The sequence below is a fragment of the Buttiauxella noackiae ATCC 51607 genome, from assembly GCF_001654865.1.
GTDB lineage: Bacteria > Pseudomonadota > Gammaproteobacteria > Enterobacterales > Enterobacteriaceae > Buttiauxella > Buttiauxella noackiae.
In genome coordinates this window covers 153,355-166,894 of the sequence record NZ_LXEO01000017.1, presented here as the reverse complement: position 1 = coordinate 166,894, position 13,540 = coordinate 153,355, and the positions used below count along the sequence as shown (strand labels likewise).

The window sequence follows — 13,540 nt, the reverse complement described above, 5'->3', positions numbered from 1 at the left end:
CATTCCTTGACTGCATTTATAGTCATGAAAACAATAGACAAATTACTGCGGTCTGAAAGTTGTGCAAATTCGTAGCCTCATTTCATCAGTTCCGAAAAGACGATCCCACGCTAGAGGGTCGGCTTTCTTGAGCATCTGCGCATATTGGCCAAATGGGTCATGAATGACCTTACCTGTATCAACGTTGTGCATTTCGTTCATACTTTTCCAAAGCTTTTTAACCCTCAATGCTGTGGTATCTGGTTTTGTAGCGATTAATTCCCCATTGGATGAGCCTCGATACCAATTGCCATCGATAGATATTTTACTGCCAGCGATAAGATGCAGAGCTGTGCCACGATTTATGGTTTCACCCGTTTGTTTCTTAGCGTTCTCAATGAGTAAGTTCACCGCCTTATCGTTAGATACGTCAGGATAAGGTGATAAATGATGTCGTTTTGGTTTCTTCTCTGTTATTCGCTCCGTTAATTTTCGTCTGGCCGACCGGCTCAGCGGTTTACTGAGGTCTATTTCTGGTGGGGAAGGGGGAGCACCGACATTCTCCCCCGTACAGTTATTGACAGAACTCCGAGAGGGCGAAGGATCGCCCTTAAGGTCAACGTCCAAATCAACGGCACGTTTTGGGACAATCTTCCACTGTATGAGGCGGGTTAAAATCGGAGTATCAATGCCAACGGTGGCATCAAAAACACCTTTAATTCGCGTGCATTCCTCACCGTATTCGTTGAGGGTTTCGCTTTGTTCATACCAGGTGCGCACCTGCAACTCATCACGGCGCACAAACGGGCCACCCTGTGCGTTGACGTATTCCGCCCACTTACCCGCATCAGCCGCATCATGTACGGCGGCAAACTCAATACTGAGCGCGTGGGCTGTCTCGCTGTCAGCCATTTTTCGCAGTTCGCGATAAACCGTTACAGGCGCACCGCCCACAAACTGAAACTGACGGATACGCCAGCGAGCCGCCCAGGCTGCAACTGCCGGAGCCGTTTCTTTTAACAGCTCACCGCTTTCGTCATCGCGTTCACCGTCCAGCGCAAAACCATCAATGTTTTTACTGATGTATTTCGCCACATAGCCGGTGGCGCTACCTTTTTCCGGGTCGATAGCTTCGGCATGAAAGCGAGCTTTGCGGGCTTTATCACTCACCAGCTCTGCGGCATCTTCCTGATGTGCATATTTCAGCATAACGGCACGCACGCGAGATACATCCTCCGGGCGCATGAATATCAGCATGTGCCAGTGTGGTGTTCCATCGTGATGAGGCTCTGCAACCCGGATACCAAAAATGCGCAATTCAGCTCGGTGGAGTTTGGCGCGAATACGCGACCAGACGGAGGTTAAATAACTCTGCGTTTCTGCGGGGCTGGCACCGTTCCACTTGCTGTTGCGATAGCCTGCTTTCGTTGTGGCGTGGTATTTCGACGGCGCGGTCAGGGTGTAAAACTCTCCCACATAACCCAGTTCAGTTGAGATCTTTTCAAACCCGCTGATACGCGTCATTAATTCGCCGCGACGAATGGCCGGATTAGCCACACTGCCATCGTATTTATCGATAAGGCTGATGCGGTTTCCTTCTTCGTCCTCAAGATCCATGCCCTTGAGAAATTCACGCGTGCGCCGTCTTTGTTCGCGCCATTCCGCAACACAGGATTTACTGGCATACGGGGTGTGTTTTTTACTGACATTGCCCAGGGCAATTTGCAGGTGTTCACGCCATTCAGAGGCGACACGGCGCAAGCGGCCACGCCACCATTTTTCATTGACCATGCGCAGCACGGCAGGGCCGATATCATCAAGGGAAACTAACTTAGTAGTGACGCGCTCCCACAGTGGCGGCTGGCATTTAAAATGACGGGCTATCTGTGCCGCTCGCATGTAAATCGCGTGCAATATTTTTAGCCTGCTGACATCGCCGTCTATGGTTCCAATCTCGCCATTAATGTAATTGGCAATATCAGCGGCCAGCAGTTCAATATCGGCTTTGGACATATCCTGGAGACGGTTATATCGGGCGGTCAGATTCACAAGTTTTGAGGCAAGAAAGCGGATATCTGGCGCATCAAAATGACCGCCAAACAACTGATGTGAAAGATGACTGTCGATGCCGGTGATTTGATAAATACCGGCGACCTGTTCAAGCCGTGGCAATGCCCGCCTGACAAACGTGACGAGGTGAGCATTGGCTCGTTGAACACCAAAATTACGCTCTAAATAATCAACCCGGCGATTAATATCGTAACGCACGCAATCCGGCTGTTTCGCCAGTGCATCACGCGCACGCAGCAACGCCGCAATCTCTCGATCACGGCGGTGCTGTTCTTTATAGGTCTGATATGGGCTGGCAATCGCCTGCCGTGGTGCGTTCCACGGCCAGGCGAATTTAATCCCGTTCATATCGCATTCTTGTAATGCTGATTTTTCAGCTCTGCGATTTCCTGACAGGTAATGCAGTGCGTGACACCCGGCACGACAGCACGACGCGCCTGAGGGATAGCAGTGTCACATTCTTCGCAAAAGAATGCGCTGGCGGCACGCTGAGGCTGTCGGCGGGCCTGCTTGATATTACGCGCCAGTTCTTCATCCACGCGCAGTTGTACTAAATCCATTGAGTCAGCCATTAGTGCAACTCCTGAGATTCGTTTTCATAGCGCAGTGCTTCGCGGCGCAACAGTTCAGCAGCTTCTTTCCCGTCCATACCTTCGCGCGTGATGTGTACAGCCAGAGCCTCAAGGCGCAATGAGACAGCCAGGGCGCGGTCTTTTCGTTCTTCGTTTTTTGCTTTATTCAGCAGAGAAACCAACGCGGTGTTGTCAGTTTCAAAATTGTGGTTTTCGATGTTTCGCATATCTCTGTTTCCTTATTTTGGGCAAAAGAATGCCCGGCGGGTTTACGCCTGATTTTTGGGAATGAATTAATTACTCGGTTAAATAACAGTCGTGCTTTGAAAACCGCGCCGGGAGCAGTGTTCCCCAACGGGTAATTTCATTCATTGAGCGGATAATCAGTAAGCGGCGCGCCTGTTCGAAATATTCAAATGGCTTGCCGATTTCATCGGGTTTAAATGATGAAGGCTCCAGGCGGTTAGCCAGGGTCAGAACAACGAATTTAAAGTTGTTGTCGAGCTTATTAAAATTACGCAGCGCCGTGTTGTTGGTGGCTTTTAATTGCTGGCGAAAACGAGCGAGACATTCGTCACCGGTCATTTTTATCGGGCCATCAATACGCGCGTGAATTAAGTACACATTGTTAAATGTCGCTTGTGGTGCCTTTACGGATTTTGCCAGAGCAGCACTTTTCATTTTGTCTTCCAGCGGTTAATCAACCTGGTAACGAGTGATGGCTTGTGAGCACTCAGTCCATTTAACAATGCAGACTGGTCGCGGCTCGGGTGCCAGCGATGATTGTTTTCACCCATAATCCAACCGTGGCCGTAGCTCATGGACGGGCTTTGACGTTTCAGTAATGAAGCGAATGACGGTTCCATGTGCATCACCTCAAATCAGACCGAATGAAGCACTTAACCCACTGACTGTATCAACCACGCTATTCATGGCAGGGTTGGTCTGTAAGCGTGCATGCATCGTTAGTGCGGCAAGAGATAAATATCGAATGCCTGAATTGACACTCTCAACCATTGAGTGCTTTCGGCTCGCGGTCAGCTTTTCCTCAGATACCGCACCCGCAGCAATCTGACCAACTTCGGCAGTGGCTTTCAGCGCGTATAACTGGAGTTTGTCATCGGCTAATTCGTTAGTCGGCACACAGGGCAAGCAATGCAATTGCGCCAGAAACCCGTCAACTAACGATGGATCTTCGGTCACATCAGTGAGAGCCATCAGCTCAGGAATATTCAACTGATGAGGTTGCTCTGGATTGAGCTTGTTGCGCAGCACCTGAGGGCGCATGCCGAGTTTTTCCGCCAGTTCAGCCAGATTGTGCTTAGTTGCGAAATTACGGCATGCATCTTCGTAGTGGGGCTGTTTAGAAACTTGATAATCAAACATGGTTGCTCATCCTTAAACTTGCATAATCAAGTTATCGTTTGATGTAGCGACAATTAACCGCATGTTGGCGATTCTTTTCACGCCATGCAGCAACGTTAATCAATGCGTTACCATGTTTTTCCATCACGTCTTTACGTGATTTACCGGTCTCTTTGCAGGTAATAGTTCTTGTGACTGTCGAGGTTGGCGTAGGAGCGAGAAGCACCACGCCATTTGCAATCCACTTTTCCAATACAGAACTACTGATGCCATTGGCAGCGCAGAAGTTTTCTTTAGACATGGTAGGGGAGTTAGCCAGTGCAGCGGCTTTTTCCAGAGCCTGATCAAGAGCAGTATTGATGGCTGGAACTAACTGAGCTGCAATACTTGCAATGAAGTCAGGGGAGGCCAGCATCTGAGATGTGAGCTGAGAATTTGCATTTTCAGTATGCATAACGCAGTATCTCCGTATTAATGGTTCTGTTCTATGGTGTTACATGTGGTGTGAAACATCATAGATCAACAAATGAATTTATGTAAACAACAATTGTTTATTTATTTGGTGGTTTATGGACTTTAGCGAAGGCACTGCCCTAGAAATTGTCGAGCGTTTATGCTCTGCGTATGGGGTTACAACACAGAAAGCATTAGCTGAAAGCATTGGTGTTCCAGCCGCTAACGTAAGTAATTGGGTACAGCGTGATAGCGTTCCTGGCAGTGCCTTTGTGAAATGTGCACTTGATACCGGTAGTGATCTTTATTGGCTAACCACTGGAAAGTTTGCAAATGCAAGTTTAAAAGAAATGAGCGTTTCCGTGCAGGGCAAAGCTCTCTACGATGAGATCATGTCAAACGGCGGTAAGCCTGTGTTACGCCGGATAATGGAGGCGTATGGCTTTACATTGCAAAAACAGTTATGCGACCTGCTAGATATTTCTTCCGGTACAGTAAGTACTTGGGTACGTAGAGGCTATTTTCCTGGCGATGTAGTTGTGGCTTGTGCTCTCGATACTGGAGTGTCATTACAGTGGTTAGCTACGGGTAAAGGGCTGCAACATCAAGATATAATGATTAGCAATAATTTTTATATTCCTAGAAAAAAATTAATTGCAGGTGTTCTAGAGGATTCAGGAACCTGGAATATTGATTTAAGTTTCCTCCCTCATAAAATTATCGAGCCTGTATTTATTGTTAGCAATGCTATTTCATGGGTAATCGATGCTAGTGTGAATGAAATCAGTAATGGACGTTGGTTACTTGGTGTAGATGATAAATACGATATCTATGATGTTGCTCTTTTACCAGGGCGAAAAATCACTGTTACAAGTAAAGCCTCCGCTTTCACTTGCGGAGCTGATGAAGTAAAGGTTTCAGGTAAGGTAGTGCTTACCATGCAAGATGATTTTTAGATGTAAATTAATTATATTTCAATGTTGATAAGTTGTGTTTAAAAGAAAAATATGGATTGCGAAAATACTTATAAGGGATGTTTCAAATGAAAACAAATAAGCATGTAGATAAATTCAAAAATAGCCATTTACAAAGTGGTGAGTCGATTGTTTCATGGGGCGAAGGGTATATCGGTAAAATGATGGGTAAGGGAAAAGATACCCAGCATAACGGTGTATTACTCGTCACTGATGTAAGAGTTACTTTTTATAGAAAGGGCTTCATTGGAGAAGTAATCGAAAGTATCCCTTTGAAATCCATTACGTCTATTGAACGAAAATCTACTATGGGACATCGTTCGCTTAGAATTCATACTAGCCATGATGATCTGGAATTCAAAACATTTAGCAAGGATACCGAAATATCTCTAATTAATGCAATAGAATCGGGTAGAAATTTAAAACCTGAAGATAGTATTAGCATGATTTCTCAAATAAATAGCGACCCATTCGAACAGTTAAAGAAGCTTGCAGAACTGAAAAATGCAGGTGTGCTATCAGAAGAAGAATTCCAATCGAAGAAAAATAAGCTAATGGAACTAATTTGAGTAGTCAGCAGGCTAGATAATTAAATCGCCCTTGAAAATAGGGCGAGTAAAATAATGGACTTTAAGGATGTGTACTGATGCAGCAAGCATGGTCTTTTAAAACAATCAAGCATGATGATTTAAGGTATCATGGAAATGACGGATATGATGATGATTACTCTAAGCATTATAGATATAATAACTTCGTCGCTAATCACAAAAATGTGAAGGTTGGGGATGTTGTAATAATTACAGATAGAAATGCAGTGTTAGGGGTTTCTTTGATAACCCAATTAACAACTCGCGGTGTAGAGAAAAGTAGTAATAAATGTCCGTATCCTGAATGTAATGCAAAGAAATTATTGATTCGAAAAACACTTCAACCAAAATGGCGTTGCAGCAATAATCATACATTTGATAGCCCCCTAATTATTTCTGGACCTGCTACGGAATTTACAGCTGAGTATGGTGATAATTATAGGCAGGTTAATTCTATTAATATGGCTCAGCTCAAAGAAAAAACCCTCCGTTATAACGTTCAGAGCTCTATACAAGAAGTTGATTTAAATTGGGTTTCTTCAGTATTTGGCTTGGCATCATTCTTAGGGCCAACAATCAATATACATGATGCTGATGAAGATGTTGAAAGAAGTTCATCGGATGAAAGAAAAATTGTTGAACGCTCAATAAAACAAAGAAGAGGGCAAAGAAGTTTCAGGAATTGCTTGATCACCAAAAATGCAAAATGTGCCATCACAGGTTGTGAATTAGTTGATATTCTCGAGGCTGCGCATATTGATGCATATAGAAATGACAGCCATAATAATGTTAGAAATGGTATCCTATTAAGGAGCGATATACATACACTTTTTGATTTAAACCTTATGGCAATTCATCCACATCATCTTACGATTCATTTCTCTAAACTAGTCAAAGAAAAATATTACCTAGAATTTGAAGGTAAGAAAATATCTATAAATCATTCGTTGTCTATTGAAGCTTTGAAAGATAGGTGGACATTATTTGATGCCTGTTTTTAGTTACTTTTAATGATAGGTTTATTTTATGCGCTCAGAGTCCTTTAAAATACGTAATGGGATTGCTTCTGTTGTCAGAATAATTCATGATTTTCGTGAGAGATTAGATGTTCGACAAAAGCTATATTTTAATCTTCTGTTACTGTTACTACTTCTGCCAATTTTTGGGTTTTTATTTGGCTCATTTATAAAGAAAGGTCTTTTATTAATATTTATATTTTATTGGAGTGCCGTGGTCATTTATGACCTAACTAGAGCTTATAATATCATATATTCTCATCTTGTTGGGAAAGCATTGTTATTATTAGGGTTTACACTATGTACTAACGTGGCTTTATCAATAGCTGGTATTGTCGTAAATGATATTACGACTGTATCACCTTCTAATTTCCCACATGCAGTAATACTAATATCTATAGGTGTTATACCTATGATTATTGCTATTGTTATGCTGCTTATGTACTTCGCAATTTTGGTTACATCATCACTATGGGCATTATTTGTACTGCTTTATGATCATGGATTTAAAACATTTATTTTCCCGGAGTATGATGTAAGGAAGAAAAAATTCCTTCATAAAACAACACGGTTAGTACAAATACTTTCAATATCTTTATATTGTGTGTATGTATATTCATTCTTTCAAAATACCCTTAATGAGTACTCTAATTTTCTATATAAGAATTCAAAAAGTTTCATTTATACGTTTGAAATGTATTCAAAGTCTCCTTGCAAGGATATCCCTGAGGGGAAAGTGGCATTTATAGGGGATGATAAAATATTACATGCTAAACGGAATGGGGAAATTATGACATTTAAAATATATACTTGTGATTATAAAACCAACTAAAAGAATAATGGCTTCAAGGCACTAGGTTGTAGCAACCATATGGCATGTAGACAATTTTGCGCCAAGATGCCATTTAACATATTGATTTATAATAAATAGTTTAGTATTCGGTCTTTTTTTATCTGCCTTTCTATACAAAGACTTAGCTCGGCTTGTCTGAACGTTCCCGAAAAAATTTCAACTTTCCTTATTGGATCTTGCGTGAACGCCGTAACAGACTCATAACAACATAAACTTCTTTTGGGCTGAATCCAAATACTTTTCGGGCGTTTTCTTGATGAAGGCAGGAGATTTTGAGTCAATAAATCCCAAAACACTCTTGGAAGTTCCTGTTCACCCAATGTCAGAATAAATTAATATATTGAGTTTTATAAGAAATATAACTTCATTGAAAACAGTCTCAGAAAAACCTGCAATGAATTTTCATCAATATTTAGAAAAGCTATACTTTTCCTCGATGAGCAGGCCAATTTACTTTAATCTCATTATTTGTGTTTTCTCAGTATAGACAACAGTATCATCAGGGATATCTTTATTAATAAATGACATGGCGCCAATGGTAACATTATTTCCAATAGATAATTCATGCCCAAGAATACAGCAGCATGCACCGATTTCAACATTGTTGCCGATAGATATTGTTGGCGAGTTGAATTTTTCACCCACGCTGCCACCAAGACCAATTGTGGTGTTTTGCCGGATTTTGAAATTAGAACCAATGGTTGAGCAACCATTAATCACAACGGATAAAAAATGTGTAACGTTCAGGCCAGGCCCGATTGTTGCGGACAATTGAATTTCGGTATTGTATTTTTTGATCAGGTTTCTGTTGATTTTTCTGGCAATGATTTTATTGAGATTTTTTTCCGTCTTATAAAGATATGATGCAATTCGCCACCAAAAATTGAATCGTCTCTCTGGGCATTTAAACGCTTTATGGATCACTCTTGACCATGAAAATGGCTTATTAGTCATCATTACTTCTTTATGCAAACACTCTTGTAGGTGTTCTTTTAAAATTCCTCTTTTCATTTTTAGTTTCCGACAAGAGTTTTTGGTGTAGGTAGATAGCTATTTTTTTCTTTGATGAGTTCTTTTGACATGGGCTGTCGCATGTTTTCACCACTAGGGGAGATAGGGGACATAAACCATTTATTATATAACTCATCAAATTTCTGTGAGATAAATAGATATTTTAATTCATCATTGATGATGGACTCTATTTCACCTGCGTCTTTAGCTACCACCATTCCATAGGGTATTACGTCACCAAATCCTTCGGTGCTCATTTGATAGTCATCTCTGTCAGTCATTTCAGATAATTTGCTATGTATGATAATGTCATCAGTAACGAATGCTGAGATGTGCCCTTGTTCTAGTAAATCAAATCCTTCATCCAAACTTCTCATCAGCTTAACTGAGATCGAATAGTTAATGTTTTGATTCATTGCAGATAGTAATAATGCAGATGTTCCGCCACTAATGGCACCTACGGTCCGCCCCGAAAGCATCTCGAAGCTATTTATATGCTGCGATTTTTTAGCCAGAAAATTTGTTCGGGTAAAAAACCATGGCTTTGAAAAAGTCACGAATTTATTACGTTGCGCTGTATTTCCGGCAATGGCGCAGAGAATATCTGCTTTATGGTGAGATATATATTCAAAGCGAGCAGCTGAGGCAACTTCTACCCATTGTATATTTATATTTGTGTTGTAGCGTTTTTTTATACTATCGACAACACCCTGGCAGATATCCACCGCCATACCGGTCGGTTTTCCATTTAGCTCCCAGGAAATAGGTTTAGCACTACCCACCCAGGCTAATGTAATACTATGTGTGCTAAGTATTTTATTAAGCACAGGATCGGCAACAGCATTGTTGCAAAAGAATATCATTGAAGCTAACAGAAAAGAACCAATCGTTTTACAATGAGTCAAATGACTAAACAAAAGCAAGCCTCCATTAATGAAAATGGCTAAAGTATAATTATATAATTAGAAAGTCTCAGTGGTATTGTAATTGCTTTTGTGTAGGTTTACTAATTATTGTCTTTCCAGTAATAGCCATTAATATCTATATTCCTGGCATGTCTCAATATACCTCTCCCTGAAATCATCCACTTGAAACCAGCAAAAGCTCAGAGGATAGATCTGCGATAGGGATCACATTAATTAGCATCCTTACTATCCTCTCTGTACAATCACGCCCGGCCTGAAGGTCGCCCCAACTAATAACGATAAACCTGCAAAGACAAAACTATGACCACAACTCAAACTGAAACACATCGTCGGGAAAACTCTCTCGCATCGGTTCTGCGTAGCCCTCGCTTGCTTGCTCGCGAATCCCTTGCGGGAGTGGTAACGGCGTTGGCACTCGTACCTGAAATCATTTCATTCTCAGTAATCGCTGGAGTTGACCCGAAAGTCAGCCTCGTCGCCTCTATTGTTCTTTGTTTATCAATGTCACTGCTCGGTGGACGTCCTGCAATGGTGACCGCTGCTGCCGGCTCAGTAGCATTAGTTATCGGTCCGATGGTTCATCTACATGGAGTTGAATATATTTTCCCTGCGGTGTTGCTGGCAGGGCTAATCCAGATCTTGTTCGGCGTCGTAGGGCTTGCACGTATGATGCGCTATATACCATTGTCGGTGATGACTGGGTTTGTGAACGCGTTGGGCATTCTCATTTTCTTTGCCCAGGTACCCCATATTTGGGGGGATAACCCGTTGGTTTGGGGACTGTTTGCGCTCACCCTGGCAATTGTGCTGTTTCTCCCGCGGGTATTTAAAATGGTTCCGTCGCCGTTGGTGGCGATTATTGTGATTACCGCCGCATGCAGTGGGATGGGGTTATCCGTACCAACAGTCGGTGAGGCGGGACCAATGGCTGCTGGATTACCTGGACTGACAGAGTTGTTGGTACCCTTGAATCTGGATACTTTACGAATTATCTGGCCATGTGCTTTGAGCATTGCCTTTGTTGGTTTAATGGAGTCGTTGTTAACCGCCAAACTGGTTGATGACCTGACTGACACACCTTCGAGTAAACGTCGTGAATGTTGGGGATTGGGAATATCTAATATCTTTGCAGGTTTCTATGGCGGAATTGCAGGTTGCGCCATGATTGGCCAGACCATGGTAAATGTGGAATTAGGCAAAGGGCGCACTCGCATTTCAACAATTGCTGCTGGTTTGGTGTTGTTGCTTTTGGTAACAGGCTTAAGTGACCTAATGTCAAAAATTCCAATGGTCGTTTTAGCGGGAATTATGGTGATTGTGGCGGTGAAAACACTTAACTGGCACAGTATCAAACCTGCGACGTTAAAGAGAATACCGCTTCCCGAAACGCTGGTGATGGTGACGACCGTTGTTGTCACAGTTGCGACGGGCAACCTGGCCTTGGGAGTGGTCGGTGGGGTTATTTTCGCGATGATTTTGTTTGCTCGTCGTCTTGCACACGTGGTGATTGCAGAAAGGACATTAGCTGATGACGGGCGATCCGTAATATATAAAGTGACTGGGCCGTTGTTTTTTGCCAGCAGCAACGACTTGGTTGAGCATTTCCAGTATGCCGACGATCCGCAAAACGTGATTATTGATTTGTCTGAGGCTCAGATTTGGGATGTATCGACAGTTGCCGTGCTTGATGCTATTGAAACCCGCTATCAACGCTATGAAAGTAAGGTGCAAATTGTCGGTCTTGATTTACGCAGCAGCGATTTCCATGAGCGCCTTAGCGGCAAGGTCTGAACAACGCTTTCGATAATAAATTGGCGTGTTTGAATTCCAGATGACAAAACTGTGAATCTGCCGTTACTTTTGAAGTTTCAAGAGTGCTAGATTTCCAGTAGTTCCAGAGTGAAACGGAGGTGCCAGAGAAATTTGAAACTGTTCCTCGATAGTAAACTGGTGGGGTGCGTGGTAGGACTAATGACCACGATACTCTTTGGTATAAGCCATATTGAAACGCTTGAAGAAGCGGAAAAATTTGCCAGATAACTCGTATCACATCTTCTAAAGGCTGCATATTTGCAGCCTTTTCTATTTTATCGTATCCACTTTTCATATTTGTAACCTATCTGATGGTTTCCTCTCGTGGTGTTTATTGTGTCGTGGTCCTTGAGACGGCAGAATGGTTAAAAAATCATTTACATGACTACATCGAAGGATATGAGCATGGTTAATGCAGCACCTCGTCTGGAAACTGAACGTCTAATTCTCCGCCATTTTACACTGGATGATTTTCCGGCATTAGCTGCCTGTTGGGCGGATCCCGAAATGGTGAAGTTTATTGGTGGTGGACAACCGCAAGGCCCTGAAATGACCTGGGGAAGATTGCTGCGTTATATCGGTCACTGGCAGGCGCTGGGTTATGGCTATTGGGCTGTCTTTGAAAAAGATACCGAGAGTTATATTGGTTCGTTCGGTTTTCAGGACGCCCACCGTGAGTTAACTCCGGCGCTTGAACTTCCGGAGGCAGGATGGTCACTGATTCCGGCTGTGCACGGTAAAGGCTACGCCAGTGAAGCGCTAAACGCTATCCTGCAATGGGCTGACCGTGAGTTTGCGACACCAGTTTGTTGCATTATTGATGATGATAACCTGCGTTCTATCTATCTTGCTGAACGGTTTGGTTTTCAGTTTCAGCACTTTGTTGAATACCACGGCAAGCAAATCAAAATGTTCATTCGTCCTGTCCGCTAACCATTGCCGCCCACTGGTTTATAATTGAGCAATAAATAAACAAAGTGGGGTCGGTATGTATCAGCGAATAGACGGAGAGGAGTGGCGGCATGTGTTTATTGTTGGTGATTTACACGGCTGCCTCTCTGAATTAATTAGCCAGCTTAAACTTCATCATTTTGACTACCATCAGGATTTACTTATCTCGGTGGGTGATCTTATCGATCGCGGAGCAAACAGCCCGGGATGCCTGGCTCTACTCGGCAATAAGTGGTTCAAAGCAGTGAAGGGCAACCATGAAGCGATGGCTTTAGAAGCGCTCGATGAAGGTGAGGGGATCCTCTGGCAGATGAATGGCGGAGAGTGGTATCGAGAGTTGCCAGAACAGCGTCAACATGATGTGCGGCTAGCTTTATTGCAGTGCCGCAATTTGCCGTTAGTTATTGAACTTCATACACATGACAAGACGCTGGTTATTGCTCATGCAGACTACCCTTCAGCGCATTACAGCTGGAATCAGCCCGTTGATGAACATTTACTGGTCTGGAGTCGGGAGCGGCTCAATAAGAATTTACAGGGGCGAGGCGAAGATATTGACGGAGCTGATGAGTTCTACTTCGGTCATACACCGCTCAAAGAAGTGAATCATTTTCATAATCAATTCTATATTGATACCGGTGCGGTGTTTGGTAATAAGCTGACTATGGTGCAGGTTCAGTAACACTATAAAGAGCTGTATTCTTGCGCCGGGCGCCAAAAACTATCAATAAAATCTTCAACCGGGAAACAGCCACCGGAGCGTATCCGCTGCTCATCCATAGCGAACAGGCACTGCTGTTCAGTATTAAAGACATCTACTACGATATCTTCACAGCCGCCGTCCAGATAGCAAACAAATAAAACCAACGCAAACATGATTGCCTTTAAGTTGCACCGTTTGGCTTAATTGTAGGGTAAGTCACGAGAAGAGGGTAATAAGGGGCAATTAATTAACCCGTCTGGGCGACGGG

17 protein-coding genes are annotated in these 13,540 nt (G+C 43.1%); 7 read left to right on the top strand and 10 right to left on the bottom strand.

Annotated features, from left to right (window positions below; genetic code table 11):
- Window positions 1–42: 42 nt before the first annotated feature.
- The 7 genes from M979_RS08270 to M979_RS08240 form a co-directional block, all read right to left on the bottom strand.
- Complete coding sequence (locus M979_RS08270) at window positions 43–2,397, bottom strand: replication endonuclease (RefSeq protein WP_064554420.1); 2,355 nt, start codon at window positions 2,395–2,397, stop codon at window positions 43–45.
- Window positions 2,394–2,621, bottom strand: a complete 228-nt coding sequence (locus tag M979_RS08265) for a TraR/DksA C4-type zinc finger protein (protein WP_064554419.1) — start codon at window positions 2,619–2,621, stop codon at window positions 2,394–2,396. The genes M979_RS08270 and M979_RS08265 overlap by 4 nt, the downstream gene beginning before the upstream one ends.
- On the bottom strand, window positions 2,621–2,848 hold the full coding sequence (locus M979_RS08260; protein ID WP_064554418.1) for a DUF2732 family protein: 228 nt from the start codon (window positions 2,846–2,848) through the stop codon (window positions 2,621–2,623). The genes M979_RS08265 and M979_RS08260 overlap by 1 nt, the downstream gene beginning before the upstream one ends.
- Window positions 2,849–2,918: 70 nt before the next feature.
- Window positions 2,919–3,302, bottom strand: coding sequence for a hypothetical protein (locus M979_RS08255; protein ID WP_064554417.1), 384 nt, complete (start codon window positions 3,300–3,302; stop codon window positions 2,919–2,921).
- A complete protein-coding gene (locus M979_RS08250; RefSeq protein WP_083963903.1) occupies window positions 3,299–3,487 on the bottom strand; it encodes a phage filamentation protein Fil family protein in 189 nt (62 codons plus the stop codon). Before M979_RS08250 ends, M979_RS08255 begins: the two co-directional genes overlap by 4 nt.
- 10 nt (window positions 3,488–3,497) lie before the next feature.
- Window positions 3,498–4,007 (bottom strand): phage regulatory CII family protein, encoded by a 510-nt coding sequence (locus M979_RS08245; RefSeq protein WP_064554415.1) that lies wholly within the window; start codon window positions 4,005–4,007, stop codon window positions 3,498–3,500.
- Window positions 4,008–4,038: 31 nt separating this feature from the next.
- The gene (locus M979_RS08240; RefSeq protein ID WP_064554414.1) at window positions 4,039–4,440 is read right to left on the bottom strand and encodes a hypothetical protein; all 402 of its coding nucleotides are present in this window, start codon (window positions 4,438–4,440) and stop codon (window positions 4,039–4,041) included.
- Between the two features lie 115 nt (window positions 4,441–4,555).
- Here M979_RS08240 and M979_RS08235 point away from each other — a divergent pair, with 115 nt between their 5' ends.
- The 4 genes from M979_RS08235 to M979_RS08220 all read left to right on the top strand — a co-directional run bounded on the left by M979_RS08235 (window position 4,556) and on the right by M979_RS08220 (window position 7,848).
- Window positions 4,556–5,395: a phage repressor protein CI gene (locus M979_RS08235; RefSeq protein ID WP_064554413.1), complete on the top strand. Its 840-nt coding sequence runs from the start codon at window positions 4,556–4,558 to the stop codon at window positions 5,393–5,395.
- Between the two features lie 86 nt (window positions 5,396–5,481).
- Window positions 5,482–5,982 (top strand): PH domain-containing protein, encoded by a 501-nt coding sequence (locus M979_RS08230; RefSeq protein ID WP_064554412.1) that lies wholly within the window; start codon window positions 5,482–5,484, stop codon window positions 5,980–5,982.
- A 77-nt stretch (window positions 5,983–6,059) separates the two neighbouring features.
- Entirely contained in the window at window positions 6,060–7,001 is a 942-nt protein-coding gene (locus M979_RS08225; protein ID WP_245164689.1) for an HNH endonuclease, read from the top strand.
- Between the two features lie 25 nt (window positions 7,002–7,026).
- Complete coding sequence (locus M979_RS08220) at window positions 7,027–7,848, top strand: hypothetical protein (RefSeq protein ID WP_064554410.1); 822 nt, start codon at window positions 7,027–7,029, stop codon at window positions 7,846–7,848.
- 471 nt (window positions 7,849–8,319) lie between these two features.
- Here the strand turns inward: M979_RS08220 and M979_RS08215 are convergent, their stop codons facing one another.
- A complete protein-coding gene (locus tag M979_RS08215; RefSeq protein ID WP_064554409.1) occupies window positions 8,320–8,880 on the bottom strand; it encodes a serine acetyltransferase in 561 nt (186 codons plus the stop codon).
- A 2-nt stretch (window positions 8,881–8,882) separates the two neighbouring features.
- Window positions 8,883–9,797 (bottom strand): transporter substrate-binding domain-containing protein, encoded by a 915-nt coding sequence (locus tag M979_RS08210; protein WP_074388633.1) that lies wholly within the window; start codon window positions 9,795–9,797, stop codon window positions 8,883–8,885.
- A 309-nt stretch (window positions 9,798–10,106) separates the two neighbouring features.
- Between M979_RS08210 and M979_RS08205 the strand changes: the two genes are divergently transcribed.
- The 3 genes from M979_RS08205 to M979_RS08195 all read left to right on the top strand — a co-directional run bounded on the left by M979_RS08205 (window position 10,107) and on the right by M979_RS08195 (window position 13,251).
- A complete protein-coding gene (locus M979_RS08205; RefSeq protein WP_064554407.1) occupies window positions 10,107–11,597 on the top strand; it encodes a SulP family inorganic anion transporter in 1,491 nt (496 codons plus the stop codon).
- A 426-nt stretch (window positions 11,598–12,023) separates the two neighbouring features.
- Window positions 12,024–12,551 (top strand): GNAT family N-acetyltransferase, encoded by a 528-nt coding sequence (locus tag M979_RS08200; protein WP_064554406.1) that lies wholly within the window; start codon window positions 12,024–12,026, stop codon window positions 12,549–12,551.
- Between the two features lie 55 nt (window positions 12,552–12,606).
- A complete protein-coding gene (locus tag M979_RS08195; protein ID WP_064554405.1) occupies window positions 12,607–13,251 on the top strand; it encodes a metallophosphoesterase in 645 nt (214 codons plus the stop codon).
- A 2-nt stretch (window positions 13,252–13,253) separates the two neighbouring features.
- On the opposite strand, the gene M979_RS08190 is transcribed toward M979_RS08195, so the two are convergent.
- Complete coding sequence (locus M979_RS08190; RefSeq protein WP_064554404.1) at window positions 13,254–13,445, bottom strand: YdfD/YebW family protein; 192 nt, start codon at window positions 13,443–13,445, stop codon at window positions 13,254–13,256.
- Window positions 13,446–13,540: the final 95 nt, after the last annotated feature.

What these genes read in the sequence shown, in the direction of transcription:
- M979_RS08270 (WP_064554420.1), bottom strand. Translation starts at nt 2,397, where the DNA reads ATGAACGGGATTAAATTCGCCTGGCCGTGGAACGCACCACGGCAGGCG.
- M979_RS08265 (WP_064554419.1), bottom strand. Translation starts at nt 2,621, where the DNA reads ATGGCTGACTCAATGGATTTAGTACAACTGCGCGTGGATGAAGAACTG.
- M979_RS08260 (WP_064554418.1), bottom strand. Translation starts at nt 2,848, where the DNA reads ATGCGAAACATCGAAAACCACAATTTTGAAACTGACAACACCGCGTTG.
- M979_RS08255 (WP_064554417.1), bottom strand. Translation starts at nt 3,302, where the DNA reads ATGAAAAGTGCTGCTCTGGCAAAATCCGTAAAGGCACCACAAGCGACA.
- M979_RS08250 (WP_083963903.1), bottom strand. Translation starts at nt 3,487, where the DNA reads ATGGAACCGTCATTCGCTTCATTACTGAAACGTCAAAGCCCGTCCATG.
- M979_RS08245 (WP_064554415.1), bottom strand. Translation starts at nt 4,007, where the DNA reads ATGTTTGATTATCAAGTTTCTAAACAGCCCCACTACGAAGATGCATGC.
- M979_RS08240 (WP_064554414.1), bottom strand. Translation starts at nt 4,440, where the DNA reads ATGCATACTGAAAATGCAAATTCTCAGCTCACATCTCAGATGCTGGCC.
- M979_RS08235 (WP_064554413.1), top strand. Translation starts at nt 4,556, where the DNA reads ATGGACTTTAGCGAAGGCACTGCCCTAGAAATTGTCGAGCGTTTATGC.
- M979_RS08230 (WP_064554412.1), top strand. Translation starts at nt 5,482, where the DNA reads ATGAAAACAAATAAGCATGTAGATAAATTCAAAAATAGCCATTTACAA.
- M979_RS08225 (WP_245164689.1), top strand. Translation starts at nt 6,060, where the DNA reads ATGCAGCAAGCATGGTCTTTTAAAACAATCAAGCATGATGATTTAAGG.
- M979_RS08220 (WP_064554410.1), top strand. Translation starts at nt 7,027, where the DNA reads ATGCGCTCAGAGTCCTTTAAAATACGTAATGGGATTGCTTCTGTTGTC.
- M979_RS08215 (WP_064554409.1), bottom strand. Translation starts at nt 8,880, where the DNA reads ATGAAAAGAGGAATTTTAAAAGAACACCTACAAGAGTGTTTGCATAAA.
- M979_RS08205 (WP_064554407.1), top strand. Translation starts at nt 10,107, where the DNA reads ATGACCACAACTCAAACTGAAACACATCGTCGGGAAAACTCTCTCGCA.
- M979_RS08200 (WP_064554406.1), top strand. Translation starts at nt 12,024, where the DNA reads ATGGTTAATGCAGCACCTCGTCTGGAAACTGAACGTCTAATTCTCCGC.
- M979_RS08195 (WP_064554405.1), top strand. Translation starts at nt 12,607, where the DNA reads ATGTATCAGCGAATAGACGGAGAGGAGTGGCGGCATGTGTTTATTGTT.
- M979_RS08190 (WP_064554404.1), bottom strand. Translation starts at nt 13,445, where the DNA reads ATGTTTGCGTTGGTTTTATTTGTTTGCTATCTGGACGGCGGCTGTGAA.